This window comes from Ornithinimicrobium murale (genome assembly GCF_003352835.1).
Lineage (GTDB): Bacteria > Actinomycetota > Actinomycetes > Actinomycetales > Dermatophilaceae > Ornithinicoccus > Ornithinicoccus muralis.
Genome location: NZ_QLVD01000010.1, coordinates 160,677 through 173,331 on the forward strand (window position 1 = coordinate 160,677; position 12,655 = coordinate 173,331).

Genomic DNA, 12,655 nt, shown 5'->3' on the forward strand with positions numbered 1-12,655 from the left:
TCTGTCGGTGGTCGGGGGCAGAATCACGCGCATGATGAGCAGTGAGGTGCCACTGGTGGTGGGCGAGGACGGCCTGGCTCGGCCGGGATGGGCAGCGACCAACCCGTTGCTCCGGGACTACTACGACACCGAGTGGGGGATGCCGATCCGCGACGAGCAGGGTCTGTTCGAGCGGTTGAGCCTCGAGGCCTTCCAGTCGGGGCTGTCCTGGGCCACGATCCTGCGCAAGCGCCCCGCCTTCCGAGCCGCCTTCGACGACTTCGACCCCGACACCGTCGCGGGCTATGACGAGTCCGACGTGGAGCGGCTCATGGCCGACGCCGCCATCGTGCGCAACCTGGCCAAGGTCCGGGCGACCATCACGAATGCGCGCGCCACCGTGGACCTACGTGCGCGCGGAGGGCTCGCAGACTTCGTCTGGTCCTTCCAGCCCGAGCACACTCCCCGGGCGCGCAGCCTGGAGGAGGTGCCGACGACCTCGCCCGAGTCGGTCGCGCTGGCCAAGGCGCTGCGCCGGGAAGGTTTTGCCTTCGTCGGTCCCACGACGATGTTTGCGTTGATGGAGGCGGTCGGCATCGTTGACACGCATCTCCTCGGCTCGCACCGCCGCGGGAGCTCGGGGGTCTGGCCGGAGTGAGTGGTGGCTGACCGGCGGTGGTCCTGTCGGGCAGGATGGACTGGGCCCGCCCCTGTCCATCTCAGTCCGTCCGGGCCGTGCACCCACGCGGAGGTCATCCATGCCCTACGAGACCCTCGAGGATCTCCTCGACCAGAAGCTGACGCCAGAGACCGTGCGACAGGTCTCGGCGGAGGTGGCCCAGCTGAGCGCCGGTCAGGTCGTTGACCTCCTGGAGCGGGTGCCGACCGCCACGGGCGCGCTGCTCTTCAGGGTGCTTGCCAAGGACCGGGCACTGGCGGTCTTCGAGGACCTGGATGCCGGGCACCAGGCGGACCTGATCTCCTCGCTCCGGGAGGCTGACGTCATCGCCTTCTTCGAGGCGATGGACCCCGACGACCGGGTCACCCTGCTGGATGAGCTGCCGGCATCCGTCGCCGAGCGACTGCTCTCCGGGCTGCAGACCAGAGAGCGCACCCTGACGGGGGTCGTGCTGGGTTATCCCCGAGGCTCCATCGGTCGGCGGATGTCGCCCGAGCTGGTCTCGGTGCACCGGCTCGCCACGGTCGGCCAGGCCCTGGCGAACATCCGGGCACACCTGCACCGTGCGGAGACGGTCTACACGGTCCCGGTGGTGGGCGACGGCCGGGTCCTGGTGGGGGTGGTCGGGTTGCGCCGTCTCCTGGCCACCGATCCTGATGTCCCGGTCGCCGAGGTGATGCGCCCCGTCGAGTCCGCGGTGGTCACCGAGAGTGCCGAGCGAGCCGCCCGCCGGTTCCTGGACCGCAAGCTGCTCGGGATGCCGATCGTGGACCATGAGGAGCGCCTGGTCGGCATCGTCACGGTCGACGACGCCCTGGCGATTGTCGAGGAGGCCGACACCGAGGACGCGGCCCGCCAGGGCGGCACGGAGGCTCTGCGGCGGCCCTACCTCTCGACCGCCGTGACCCGGCTGGTCCGCACCCGCGTCGTGTGGCTGCTGGTGCTGGCGGTCTCGGCCATCCTGACGGTGCAGGTGCTCGAGATCTTCGAGGCGACCCTGGAGCAGGTCGTGGTGCTGGCGCTGTTCATTCCCCTGCTGACCGGCACGGGAGGAAATACGGGCAACCAGGCTGCGACGACGGTGACCCGCGCCCTGGCCCTGGGGGATGTGACGCCACGGGACATCGGCCGGGTGCTGCTGCGCGAGGCCGGTGTCGGGTTGTTGCTCGGCGCCCTGCTGGGGAGCCTCGGCTTCGCCGTCGCCAGCGCCGTCTACGGCTTCCAGATTGGGTTGGTCATCGGACTCACCCTGCTGTCCGTGTGCGCGATGGCCGCGATGGTCGGCGGCGCCATGCCCATCATTGCCCAGACCGTGCGGGCGGACCCGGCGGTCTTCTCCAACCCGTTCATCTCCACGTTCTGCGACGCCACCGGACTCGTCATCTACTTCCTCATCGCACGGGCGGTGCTGGGTCTCTGAGCCAGATCGCACGCGCGGTGCTGGGACTCTGAGCCAGATCGCACGCGCGGTGCCGGGGCTCTGAGTCGGGCCCCTCGTCACCGACCGGGCGGGGATCCTGAGAGCCGCCCTCATCGCGGGCGAGCTGGGTGCACACGGTGAGCGACCGATGACCGCCCGGTGTCTGTGGCGGCCCAGCCGCCCTGGAGACTGCCTGGGTGGACATCGTGTCAGTGATCATCCCGTTCTTCGCCCTGGTGCTGATCGGCTATCTCGCCGCGCGCTCCCGTGCCCTCCCGCTGGAGGCCGTCGCCGGCCTGAACACCTACGTCCTCTACTTCGCCCTCAGCGCGCTCCTCTTCCGGCTCGGCGCCCAGACACCGGTGCTCGACCTGCTCGACCCGACCCTGCTCGGTGTGTGGCTGACCGCCGGGTTGCTGGTGATGGCCCCCGCCGTGCTCCCTGCCGTCCGGGCTGGACGCGGCTGGCTCGACGGCTCACTCGGTGGCCTGATCGCGATCCTGCCCAACTCCGGATTCATGGGCCTGCCGCTGATTGCCGCCCTGGTCGGGGCCGACTCTGCCGGCCCGATCATCACCACGCTGCTGGTCGACATCGTCCTCATGCAGTCGATCGCGATCGCCCTGTCGCAGCGGGATCACACCGGCAGCGGCACTGCGCTGCACCAGGTCGGAGCCGCCATGCGGCGGGTCGCCCGGAACCCGATGCCGTGGGCGATCGTGCTCGGTGCCGCCTGGGGCGTCACCGGATGGCGCCTGGCCGGCCCCGTCGATGACGTGCTCGCCATGTTGGCCGACTCCGCCACTCCGGTGGCCCTGTTCACTATCGGTGCCGTGCTGGCCCGCCAGCAGATGCGTGCTCGGGAGGCCGGCCACCCGCCCGCGGGCCTGCTGTCCAGCGACATCCCCTGGCTGACCGGCCTGAAACTGGTGGCCCATCCACTGACGGTCTGGGCGCTCGGCTGGGCTGCCATCCGGGCCGGACTGCCGCTCCCCGAGTCTGCCCTCGTGGTCCTGGTCCTGGTGGCCGCCCTCCCCTCGGCGACCAACGCCTCGATGCTGGCCGAGCGGCTCGGTGCGGACAATGGTCGGATCGCCTCGGTGATCATGGCCTCGACCGCCATCGGGTTCGCGAGCTTCACTGCCGCGGTGGCCCTGCTGGTCTGACGTCCGGTGTCGATGGAGGTGCGGTAGTTCCAGCAGACCGCCGTCGGAGACTCGCCGCTCAGGCCACCGCGTTCAGGGCAGCACCGCGTTCAGGGCAGCACCGCGTTCAGGGCAGCACCGCGTTCAGGGCAGCACCGCGCTCAGCGCCGCCAGGCGTGCGGGGTCGGCGAGCACGTCGAGCCCTGTGATCCGGCCGGCGCGGAAGGTGACCAGGTAGACGGCGTGCACGGTGTCGTCGGTGACATAGGCGGCCGCAGGGACCCCTGCGACGAGGATCGGGCAGGTCAGGTCGGCGCGTCCTGCGAAGACGCGTGCGACCGCGTCGCCCCCGCGAACGTGGTGCCGCAGGAACGGCGCGCCGTGGTCGGTGCCCTCCCTCGCCAGCTCGACGGCGGCTGCATCGCTGCGCAGCTCGATCTCTGGATCGAGCAGTTGGAGGAGGTCACCGAAGTCTCCCTGCCGCGCCGCCGTCAGGAACGCGCTGATCGCAGTCTCCTGCCGCCGCCTGACCTGGCTGACGTCGACCTCGCGGAGGCGAGCGCGCGCCCGGGAGGCCAGCTGACGGGCCGCCACGGGGGTGCGCTCCACGATGGGCGCGATGTCGTCATACGACAGAGCGAACACATCGTGGAGCACGAGCGCGAGGCGTTCCCTGGGGCCGAGGGTGTCGAGCACGACCTGCAGCGCCGCCGCCAGGTCCTCCGACCGCATCACGGCCTCCGCCGGGTCGGTCGCCGAAGGGGCTCCCGCCACCGGTGCGTCGTCGAGCTCCTCCCGCCAGCCCACCTGCTGGCGGATCAGGTCGATGCAGACGCGGGCGATGACCGTGGTCAACCAGGCCTCCAGGTTCCTGATCGACGCGACGTCGGCGCGCTGGAGCCGCACCCACGCCTCCTGCACGGCGTCGTCTGCAGCCCATGGCGACCCGAGGGTCCGGTGGGCGATCGCATACAGCTTCGAGCGGTGCGTCGCGAACTGCTCCGCGATCTCTCCCGGCTCCTGCGTGGCCTGTGTGAGCACCTGTTGCTCCCTCCCCGCGCGCTTGTTCGTCACACTTTCTGCCTCTCGACCGACTCCCAGGCAGGAGCACCCATCGCGGGCCTCCCCTGTCCGTGAACCACCCTCGTGAAGGAGTCTGTATGACCATCCTGTCCCACCCCAGTCTGAACCAGCTCGCCGACACTGTTCGCGGGCGCGTGAGTCTGCCCAGTGACCCCGAGTTCGCGCAGGCACACCTCCCCTGGAACCTCGCTGTCCAGCAGCCTGTCTGCGCAGTCGTCGAAGCAGCCGATGCCGACGACATCGCCCGGCTGGTCCGGTTCGCCGACTCGCACGAGCTGTCGGTCGCCACGCAGCCCAGCGGGCACGGCGCCACGGGACGCGCGGCTGGGGCGATCCTGCTCCGCACCACCCGACTTGACACCATCGAGATCGACCCGGCAGCGATGACCGCCAGGATCGGTGCCGGGGTGCGTTCGGGCGACCTGCAACGAGCCGCAGCGGAACACGGCCTGACCGCCCTGCCCGGCAGTTCCCCGGTCGTCAGCGTCACCGGCGCAGCCCTCGGCGGCGGCCTGAGCTGGTTCAGCCGTTCTTTCGGATGGATAGCCGACAGCCTCCTCGGCGCTGACGTCGTCACCGCCGACGGCGCCACGGCACGCATCACCCCTGACACGGACAGCGAACTGCTGTGGGCCCTGCGGGGCGGAGGTGGCGACCTGGCGATCGTCACCGCCCTGGAGGTGCGCCTTCGGTCCGCCCCGTCGGTGTACGGCGGCCGGCAGCTCTGGCCTGCCGCTCATACCCGCGAGGTTACGCGGGCCTACCGCGCCATGACCGCCTCGGCCCCCGACGCGTTGACCCTGTGGCTCGAGTTCCTGCACTTCCCGGGTAGCGATCCGGTGATCGCGATCGACTCCACCTATCTGGGCACGGAGCAGGACGCTCGCGAGCTCATGCGGGCCACCGAGCTCCTGCCCGCACCCCTGTCCGACACACGCGCCACGATGAGCGTCGCCGATCTTGGCACCATCACGGCCGAACCGACCAGCCCCGGCCCCGGCCTCTCCCGTGCCGAGCTGCTGACCCACCTCGACGACGCCACGCTCGGCGCGCTGCACGACGAACCGATCGCACCGCTGATGAGCCTCCAGGTCCGTCACCTCCAGGGCGCGCTGGCCAGGCCGAGCGACAGCCCGCACGGCCCGCTCACGGAGCCCTACGCCGTCTACCTGTTCGGGGTCCCGGCCAGCGAGAGCATGGCCGAGGAGATCACCCGGAAGCAGGCACGCCTCGCCGCGGCCCTGCCTGCGAGCGGCCGCAAGCCCGTCACGTTCCTGAACCCCACCGAGAAGCTGTCGGACGCTCTCGCGCCCACCACGATCGAACGCCTCGGCACGCTCAAGAAGGTCCTCGACCCACGGCAGGTCATCCGCGGCAACTTCGGCGTCCTGGAGTGATCCTGGCCCGGCTCACAACAGAGGGACCTTGTCCCGCGATCACGCGGAGCAAGGTCCCTCTGGTTCCTACTTCGGTGGAGCTGAGGGGACTCGAACCCCTGACCCCCTCCATGCCATGGAGGTGCGCTACCAGCTGCGCCACAGCCCCTTACGGAACCAGGAGAGTTTACCCATATGGCCCCCGATTCCACCAAATCCTCCGGGCCCGACCGGCCCCCTCCAGCATGCGGCCCCGGGAGGGTGGTCAGCGGTCGCTGGTGGAGACCACCGATTCGCCGACGCCGGCGTTCCAGGAGAGCATCCGCCAGCCGGTGCGGTGCTCGGCGAGCTCGGCCCAGTGACAGTTGCGCAAACCACCCAGCGAGAGCCACGCCTGGCGCTGCTCCAGGCCGATCAGGGCGGCCACCAGGGTGCGTCCCGTGACGCCGTGCGTGGTCACGACCAGCGTGCCGTCCCCAGGCAACTCCGCCAACAGCTCCTGGATGACGGCCAGGGCACGCTCCTGGACGTGGGCCACTGACTCACCGTGGTCTCCGCGCACGATGTCCTCCCCGCGGGAGAGCGCCGCCACCTCCTCGGGATACCGCTCCGCCACGTCGCCCTGGGTCAGCCCCTGCCAGGTGCCGACATGGATCTCACGCAACCGTGCGTCATACCCGATCGGCAGTGTGGTGACGCCCCCGAGCGCGGCTGCCGTCTGTGCGGCCCGGCGCAGGTCGCTGGACACGATCTTCGTGGGAGCCAGTGCCGCCAGGGCGAGCGCCGCCTCCCTGGCCTGCGCCTCCCCGCGCTCGGAGAGGTCAGTATCGAGCTGCCCCTGCCAGATGCCGCCCGCGTTGTGGTCGGTCTCGCCGTGCCGCCAGACGATCAGCCGACGCACCTGATCAGGCCTCGGGAAGGGTGACGACCGGGCAGTCCTTCCACAACCGCTCCAGGTCATAGAACTCGCGGTCCTCGGTGTGCATCACGTGCACCACGATGTCGCCGAAGTCCATCAGCACCCAGCGTCCCTCCCGCTGCCCCTCTCGGCGCAGGGTCTTGGCGCCCAGCTCCAGAAGCCGTTCCTCCACCGCATCCACGATGGAGGTCACCTGGCGTTCGCCCGGCGCCGAGGCGATGACGAAGATGTCGGTCAGCGCCAACTGGTCGCTGACGTCGAGTCCGACGACGTCCTCGGCCAATTTGTCCTGGGCCGCATGGGCCGCCGCGCGGGCGAGGTCCAGGGCGCGTGCTGTCGCTGCCACTCACTGCTCCTTGTAGAGGTCGTACTTGCCGATGTACTGCACAACGCCGTCCGGCACGAGATACCAGACCGGCTCGCCCTGCTGGGTCCGTTCCCGGCAGTCGGTCGAGCTGATCGCCATCGCCGGCACGCTGAGCAGGGTGACTCGGTCCTGCGGGAGGCCGTCGCCACTGAGCACGTGTCCAGGCCGGGTGACGCCGACAAAGTGCGCCAGCTCGAACATCTTGGCCGCGTCCTTCCAGGAGAGGATCTGGGCCAGGGCATCTGCGCCGGTGATGAAGTAGAGGTCCGCCTCGGGTCGCTGCCCCCGCAGGTCACGGAGCGTGTCATAGGTGTAGGTCGGGCCGTCCCGGTCGATGTCGACGCGCGACACGGTGAACCTCGGGTTCGAGGCAGTGGCGATGACCGTCATCAGATAGCGGTCCTCGGCCGGACTGACCTTGCGTTCGTCCTTGAGGTAGGGCTGCCCGGTCGGCACGAAGACCACCTCGTCGAGGTCCAGGAGCGCTGCCGCCTCGCTAGCGGCCACCAGGTGGCCGTGGTGGATGGGGTCAAACGTGCCACCCATCACACCCAGACGCATCAGTGGTGGCTGCCCGGTCGCTTGTCGGTGGCGCCCTTACCGGCACCCAGGTCGTCGTGGTCGTGGGCCACCGGGTCCAGTGCCAGGCTGTTGCGGAAGGACCACAGGAGCCCGAGCAGTGCGGCGGCGATCACGAGGGTGATCACGCCGTACCAGATCGGGGAGAGAGGCAGTTCCTTGACCTGGTGACCTGCCTCGGCGGCCTGCAGCAGCACATGCGTCATAGGAGCAGACTACCGTGCCGCCTACAGTTGTTTCATGCACCCGGAGTTGTCTGTCGTCATTCCCATGTTTGACGAGGAGCAGGTCCTCCCCCTTCTCGTGGAGCGGCTCCGTCCGGTGCTGGACGGGCTGGAGGCCTCCTACGAGGTGGTGGCCATCGACGACGGCTCGCGGGACCAGACTCCGGTCCTGCTCCAACGTTACCTCCGGGAGTGGCCCGAGCTGAGGGTGCTCCGGCTGCGCGCCAACGCCGGACACCAGGCCGCCATCTCCGCCGGCCTGAGTGCCGCGCGCGGCGACTGGCTGGTCACGCTGGACGCCGACCTGCAGGACCCTCCGGAGCTGATCGCCGAGATGATGGCGGCCGCCGGGGAGCGTGGGGTGGACGTGGTCTACGGCGTGCGCACCGATCGCCGCACCGACTCCGTCTTCAAACGATGGAGCGCCAAGGCGTTCTATGCCGGCATGCGGAGGGCCGGGGCCAAGGACCTTCCGGACAATGCCGGCGACTACCGCCTGATGTCCCGGGCCACCGTGGATGCGGTCAATGCCCTGCCCGAACATCACCGGGTGCTGCGCCTCGTGATCCCCTCCCTCGGGTTCCCTTCCGCCAGTGTGGGTTACGCCCGAGAGGCGCGCGCAGCTGGGCGCTCGAAGTATCCCATCGCCAAGATGGTTCGACTGTCGGTCGACAGTCTCACCGGCTTCTCCCTCACGCCCCTGCGGCTGGCAACGTGGTTCGGGCTCGGCGGCTTCCTGGCAGCCATCGGGCTCCTGCTCTACGCGCTGATCGCCAAGCTGACCGGTCTGACCGTCGCCGGCTGGACCTCGACGGTGGTCATCGTGGCGGCGGTCGGTGCGGTGCAGCTGCTCTGCCTGGGAATCATGGGTGAGTACGTCGGGCGGATCTACACCACTCTGCAGCGGCGGCCGACCTACTACGTCGCCTACGACTCCCTCAGCGGCGGGGCCGACGAGCGGTCACGAACACGGACACACCAGGCGCACGACTGACCGGCAGGAACCGCTCCAACCGCACGATGGCGGTCAGCCCGACATTGACCACCGGGTTCATCTCCTCCAGGTCGCTGCCCTGCGAGCGCTTGCGACGCAGCGCCACCACCGGGCGCAGCAGCACCATCCAGGACCTTGCCGCGGTGACCTCGAGGCCGGCTCCCCTGAGCAGCGACAGGAACTCCACCGGCTCATAACGCCGTTCGTGCCCGACCGCGACGTCATGCTCGGACCAGAGCCGCTGATCCACCGGCACGGCGGCGACCAGCACTCCCCCGGGTCGCAGAACCCGATGGATCTCAGCGGCGGCCCGCTCGTGGTCGGGCAGGTGCTCGAGCACGTCCAGGGCCGTCACCAGGTCCAGCGAGGCATCCGCGACGGGCAGCGCCTGTGCATCGGCACGGATCACCTCCAGTCCACGCTCGCGGGCAACCTCCGCACCCTCGGCAGTGAACTCCAGGGCCAGCACGTCCCATCCGAGTGACTCCAGCACGCGGGTGTTGCCACCTCCCGCGGCTCCGATGTCGAGCGCCTGCCCGGGAGGCAGGTCACGAACGCGGCGGTGCAGCAGGTGTCGCCGCTCTCGGTACCACCAGTGGTCGTCCTCGAGCGTGACCAGCTTGCGAATCTCAGCGCCTTCCACCCGGGCATCTTGTCAGGCAACGGCCCGTTCCCTCACCGCCACGCCCCGTCGCGTGCTCCTCCGGTGCGACGTGGTCAGGTCCAATCGCCACCAAAGCGTGCTACGCAGTGCCACAGCAGTTTCAGGTGCTGCACGTCGTGCCTCCCCTGACGTCGCGCCGTTTCGAGGATGACCGGGTCCACCCAGCCGTGCCGTGCGATCCTCCGTGCCAGCCCGATGACCTCGGGCCCACGGAAGTCGGGATGCTGGGCGAGGGTGTCGAGGTGGACCCGGAAGCCGCGGTGCCACTCGAGGCCGACCCCGAGGCGGAGGGCGGTCTGCTCAGTGGGGGTTCCCGAGTGCGCTGGGTCGAGGACCAGTGCCTCGACGTCCGTGTCCAGATCGAGACCGCCGTGCACGTGCGCCTCCACGTAGTCGTCCAGCAGTCCGCCGTCGGTCCGCTCCCCCAGGTCATCCCGCGTGCGCGCCTCGAACTCGGCTATCGCCGGCCACAGCCCGAACCGGTGGGCGGTCGCGAGGCCCGGCGGTTCGAACACCGAGTCCGGGAAGCAGAAGGTCGCCCTGTCCAGCACATGGGCAGCCAGTCGCAGGTGAGCGGACCCGAACCTGGGCGCGGCGCCGATCTCGCGACGCCGGTGGTTGAGTGCGCCGTACCTCGGCCTGACGGCGGCCGGCTCCGCGTCATACACCCCGGCAAACATGCGGTGCTCCCAGTGCCACCGGTCCCCGCGACGGTGCGCGGTGAGGCCACCATTGCTGGTGCCCGTCTCGAACTGCGTGCGGTAGGTCCGGTCGGTGGCCAGGTGCTCCAGAACCGTGCGGCCGTTGCTCACCAGGCCTGGATGGAAGTGAACGGTGATGCGCAACCCGCGGTCCAGAGGTGGTCCGTCCGCACGCTCCTCAACGATCTTGACGGCGCGCGGACGGGACATGCGACCACGGTAGCCACCTGCACCGTGGGTGCGCACGCTGTTGGATCCTGCCCGTCGACCGTCAGTGCGTGATGACGTCGGTGCGCGCCCTGTGCCGCTCGTGTCGCTCGTCCAGAGCCGACAGGTCCTCCAGCGCCGCCGCCACCACCCTCTCGTCGTCGGAGCGCAACTGCTCCACGAGAGCGGTGACGCGTCCGGAGGGGATGCCGGCCGCCCTGGCTGCGCGCAGGTTCTGGGGACTGGCCAGGTCCATCGCCAGCACGGCATCCGCCTCCTGCTCGACCGAGGACTGGAAGCCCTGGGCCTGGTGCTCGGTGGGCACCGAGGCTGCGACAGCCGAACCCGCACCTGCCCAGAACAGGTCGGCATACCCGATGTTGCCGTCCCGGTTGGGATGGAAGGACTCGACAACCGGCCAGCTCAGGCCGTTGACCCACTCGGTGTCGTCGCAGACGGCGTGCCCGTCGAAGGCGTTGCGTGGGTCGATGTAGCTGTGCCCGGCCCCGGTCGTCTTGGCCTGCACGAGGGCATCCAGTTCGTCCGTGGCGGCGTTCAACTGGGACATCTCAGAGCCGGAGAAGAAGGTGAGGGCATTGCAGTCCTCACCGTTGAACAGATGTGGGTAGCCCGCGATCAGGACATCAGCGTTGGGAGCGCCGGCATCGATCGCGGAGAGGACGGCGTCGTAGCGACCAGGGAGAGCACCGTGCAGCACTGCCCTGCCGTCGGCGATGGCACCGGTGCAGTCCGAGAGCCAGCCCGGCAGGGCGCACTCGGTGATCACGTCGGCGAAGCCGAGGTCGTTGCCACCGATCGTCATCGTGACCAGGTCCGTGTCCGCGGAGAGGGCTCCCACCTGGTGGTTCAGGACGTCGGAGGTCGTGGCGCCGCTGCAGGCCTGGTAGTCCAGGGTTAGCCCCTGTGACTGGGCGATCAGCGCCGGGTAGCCGTACGGCGATCGGTAGCAGTCATCGGTCGAGGCCCGCGTGCCGGTGCCGGCGGAGAAGGAGTCTCCCAGGGCCACGTATGCCGTGTCGTCGGCCTGGGCAGGAATCGTGCCGGCCAGTGCCAGGACCAGCCCGGCAGGGACGGCGGTGAGCAGGGTCATGGGGCTGCGTCGTGTGATGTCCACGCTTGGGAGCATGGTGCCCCGGGAGCGCGGGCCACAACCGGTGGGTAACAACTTTGGCCAGACGCCGGCCAATCTTTTAATCCCGCCCGGGACGCGCCTGCCTGGACCCATAGCCTTCGGCGGCGGGTCCGCCGGCCGAGGTCGTGACCCCGGATCCCGCCAGGACCGAGGGGACGTGCGCCACCTCGGTCACCCCAGCGAGTTGCATCGCCTCCTCGAGCTCGGCACCCAGATCCCGGTGCATCCGCAGCACCGACTCCGCGCCGCCCAGCAGTGCCCACAACGGGAGCCGCCCGAGGAAGGCTGCGCGGGCGCCGAGGGCCAGCGCAGCAAGCACATCGAGCCCGGACCGGATGCCACCGTCCACATAGACCTCCACCGAGTCGGCGACGGCAGACGCCACGGCCGGCAGCGCCTGCGCTGTCGGGAGGCTGCGGTCCAGTTGTCGCCCACCGTGGTTGGAGACCCAGACCGCGGAGGCACCGGCCTCGACAGACCGCACGGCGTCGTCGGGCCGCAGCACGCCCTTGACCACAACAGGCAGGCCCGTGCGCTCGCGCAACCAGACAATGTCGGCCGGACCGAGGTCGGTTGCCTTGGCGAAGCCGGGAAGGTCGTGGACACCGGCGTCGAAGTTGATCCTCAGGTGTGCCGGGTCGGCCTCCTCCCAGACCGTGGGTCCGTCGTCGTACTTGGTCCCCACCACCGGGGTGTCGGTCGTCAGGACCACCGCCCGGGCACCTGCGCTCACGGCCCGCTCCAGCAGCGGGATCGCCAGTGTGCGGTCGGCGGGCAGGTAGACCTGCAACCACCAGGCCACGCCGGTGGCTCCGATCTCGACAAACGGGGTGCCGGCATTGCTCGAGACCACCATGAGGGAGCCTGCGTCGCGGGTGGCGACCGCCATGGCCACCTCCCCGTCGGGATGGATCGCCCGCTGAAACGTCGAGGGCGCGACCGCGTTGGGATGCCTGACCGGCGTGCCCAGCAAGCGGGTTCCGGTCTGCACGTGCGTGACGTCAGTCAACGTGCGGGGCAGGAAGCGCACCCTGCCCCACGCAGCGACGGCCTCGGCGGCAGTGACGCCGTCACGCGATCCCTGCCGGATATAGCGGTGGACCGAGCTGGGAAGGACCTCCGCTGCGCGGGCCTCCAGTCCATCCAGCCACCTGGCCATGCGGTG

The 12,655-nt window shown here is 69.9% G+C and carries 14 protein-coding genes and 1 tRNA gene; 5 read left to right on the forward strand and 10 right to left on the reverse strand.

Going from position 1 to position 12,655, the window contains the following annotated elements; translation table 11 throughout:
• Positions 1–31 precede the first annotated feature (31 nt).
• The 3 genes from DPQ65_RS04040 to DPQ65_RS04050 all read left to right on the forward strand — a co-directional run bounded on the left by DPQ65_RS04040 (position 32) and on the right by DPQ65_RS04050 (position 3,244).
• Entirely contained in the window at positions 32–637 is a 606-nt protein-coding gene (locus tag DPQ65_RS04040) for a DNA-3-methyladenine glycosylase I (protein WP_420330065.1), read from the forward strand.
• Between the two features lie 100 nt (positions 638–737).
• Complete coding sequence (mgtE, locus tag DPQ65_RS04045; RefSeq protein ID WP_114906086.1) at positions 738–2,078, forward strand: magnesium transporter; 1,341 nt, start codon at positions 738–740, stop codon at positions 2,076–2,078.
• Between the two features lie 197 nt (positions 2,079–2,275).
• A complete protein-coding gene (locus tag DPQ65_RS04050) occupies positions 2,276–3,244 on the forward strand; it encodes an AEC family transporter (protein WP_114906087.1) in 969 nt (322 codons plus the stop codon).
• 123 nt (positions 3,245–3,367) lie between these two features.
• Here DPQ65_RS04050 and DPQ65_RS04055 read toward each other — a convergent pair whose 3' ends face one another.
• Positions 3,368–4,297 carry a sigma-70 family RNA polymerase sigma factor gene (locus DPQ65_RS04055; RefSeq protein ID WP_202862998.1) on the reverse strand — a complete coding sequence of 310 codons (930 nt, stop codon included), beginning with the start codon at positions 4,295–4,297 and terminating at the stop codon, positions 3,368–3,370.
• An 86-nt stretch (positions 4,298–4,383) separates the two neighbouring features.
• Between DPQ65_RS04055 and DPQ65_RS04060 the strand changes: the two genes are divergently transcribed.
• Positions 4,384–5,703, forward strand: a complete 1,320-nt coding sequence (locus tag DPQ65_RS04060) for an FAD-binding oxidoreductase (protein WP_114906088.1) — start codon at positions 4,384–4,386, stop codon at positions 5,701–5,703.
• Positions 5,704–5,778: 75 nt separating this feature from the next.
• On the opposite strand, the gene DPQ65_RS04065 is transcribed toward DPQ65_RS04060, so the two are convergent.
• The 5 genes from DPQ65_RS04065 to DPQ65_RS04085 all read right to left on the reverse strand — a co-directional run bounded on the left by DPQ65_RS04065 (position 5,779) and on the right by DPQ65_RS04085 (position 7,753).
• Positions 5,779–5,851 (reverse strand) — tRNA-Ala (locus DPQ65_RS04065).
• Between the two features lie 96 nt (positions 5,852–5,947).
• Positions 5,948–6,583 carry a histidine phosphatase family protein gene (locus tag DPQ65_RS04070; protein ID WP_238146668.1) on the reverse strand — a complete coding sequence of 212 codons (636 nt, stop codon included), beginning with the start codon at positions 6,581–6,583 and terminating at the stop codon, positions 5,948–5,950.
• Between the two features lie 4 nt (positions 6,584–6,587).
• A complete protein-coding gene (gene rsfS, locus DPQ65_RS04075; protein WP_114906090.1) occupies positions 6,588–6,947 on the reverse strand; it encodes a ribosome silencing factor in 360 nt (119 codons plus the stop codon).
• Positions 6,948–7,529 (reverse strand): nicotinate-nucleotide adenylyltransferase, encoded by a 582-nt coding sequence (gene nadD / locus DPQ65_RS04080; RefSeq protein ID WP_272947634.1) that lies wholly within the window; start codon positions 7,527–7,529, stop codon positions 6,948–6,950.
• A complete protein-coding gene (locus DPQ65_RS04085) occupies positions 7,529–7,753 on the reverse strand; it encodes a hypothetical protein (protein ID WP_114906091.1) in 225 nt (74 codons plus the stop codon). The genes nadD and DPQ65_RS04085 overlap by 1 nt, the downstream gene beginning before the upstream one ends.
• Before the next feature lie 34 nt (positions 7,754–7,787).
• Between DPQ65_RS04085 and DPQ65_RS04090 the strand changes: the two genes are divergently transcribed.
• Positions 7,788–8,765, forward strand: coding sequence for a glycosyltransferase family 2 protein (locus tag DPQ65_RS04090; RefSeq protein ID WP_114906092.1), 978 nt, complete (start codon positions 7,788–7,790; stop codon positions 8,763–8,765).
• On the opposite strand, the gene DPQ65_RS04095 is transcribed toward DPQ65_RS04090, so the two are convergent.
• The 4 genes from DPQ65_RS04095 to DPQ65_RS04110 form a co-directional block, all read right to left on the reverse strand.
• On the reverse strand, positions 8,710–9,408 hold the full coding sequence (locus DPQ65_RS04095; RefSeq protein WP_114906093.1) for a class I SAM-dependent methyltransferase: 699 nt from the start codon (positions 9,406–9,408) through the stop codon (positions 8,710–8,712). The two genes, DPQ65_RS04090 and DPQ65_RS04095, sit on opposite strands and share 56 nt — an antisense overlap.
• Positions 9,409–9,482: 74 nt before the next feature.
• Positions 9,483–10,340 carry a DUF3626 domain-containing protein gene (locus tag DPQ65_RS04100; RefSeq protein WP_114906202.1) on the reverse strand — a complete coding sequence of 286 codons (858 nt, stop codon included), beginning with the start codon at positions 10,338–10,340 and terminating at the stop codon, positions 9,483–9,485.
• A gap of 61 nt (positions 10,341–10,401) precedes the next feature.
• Positions 10,402–11,472 carry an SGNH/GDSL hydrolase family protein gene (locus DPQ65_RS04105; RefSeq protein ID WP_202862999.1) on the reverse strand — a complete coding sequence of 357 codons (1,071 nt, stop codon included), beginning with the start codon at positions 11,470–11,472 and terminating at the stop codon, positions 10,402–10,404.
• Between the two features lie 76 nt (positions 11,473–11,548).
• On the reverse strand, positions 11,549–12,649 hold the full coding sequence (locus DPQ65_RS04110) for an alpha-hydroxy acid oxidase (RefSeq protein ID WP_114906095.1): 1,101 nt from the start codon (positions 12,647–12,649) through the stop codon (positions 11,549–11,551).
• Positions 12,650–12,655 lie beyond the last annotated feature (6 nt).

Bases quoted from the DNA above. Each gene is read 5' to 3' on its own strand.
- DPQ65_RS04040 (WP_420330065.1), top strand. From the start codon at position 32: ATGATGAGCAGTGAGGTGCCACTGGTGGTGGGCGAGGACGGCCTGGCT.
- mgtE (WP_114906086.1), top strand. From the start codon at position 738: ATGCCCTACGAGACCCTCGAGGATCTCCTCGACCAGAAGCTGACGCCA.
- DPQ65_RS04060 (WP_114906088.1), top strand. From the start codon at position 4,384: ATGACCATCCTGTCCCACCCCAGTCTGAACCAGCTCGCCGACACTGTT.
- nadD (WP_272947634.1), bottom strand. From the start codon at position 7,529: ATGCGTCTGGGTGTGATGGGTGGCACGTTTGACCCCATCCACCACGGC.
- DPQ65_RS04085 (WP_114906091.1), bottom strand. From the start codon at position 7,753: ATGACGCATGTGCTGCTGCAGGCCGCCGAGGCAGGTCACCAGGTCAAG.
- DPQ65_RS04090 (WP_114906092.1), top strand. From the start codon at position 7,788: ATGCACCCGGAGTTGTCTGTCGTCATTCCCATGTTTGACGAGGAGCAG.
- DPQ65_RS04100 (WP_114906202.1), bottom strand. From the start codon at position 10,340: ATGTCCCGTCCGCGCGCCGTCAAGATCGTTGAGGAGCGTGCGGACGGA.
- DPQ65_RS04110 (WP_114906095.1), bottom strand. From the start codon at position 12,649: ATGGCCAGGTGGCTGGATGGACTGGAGGCCCGCGCAGCGGAGGTCCTT.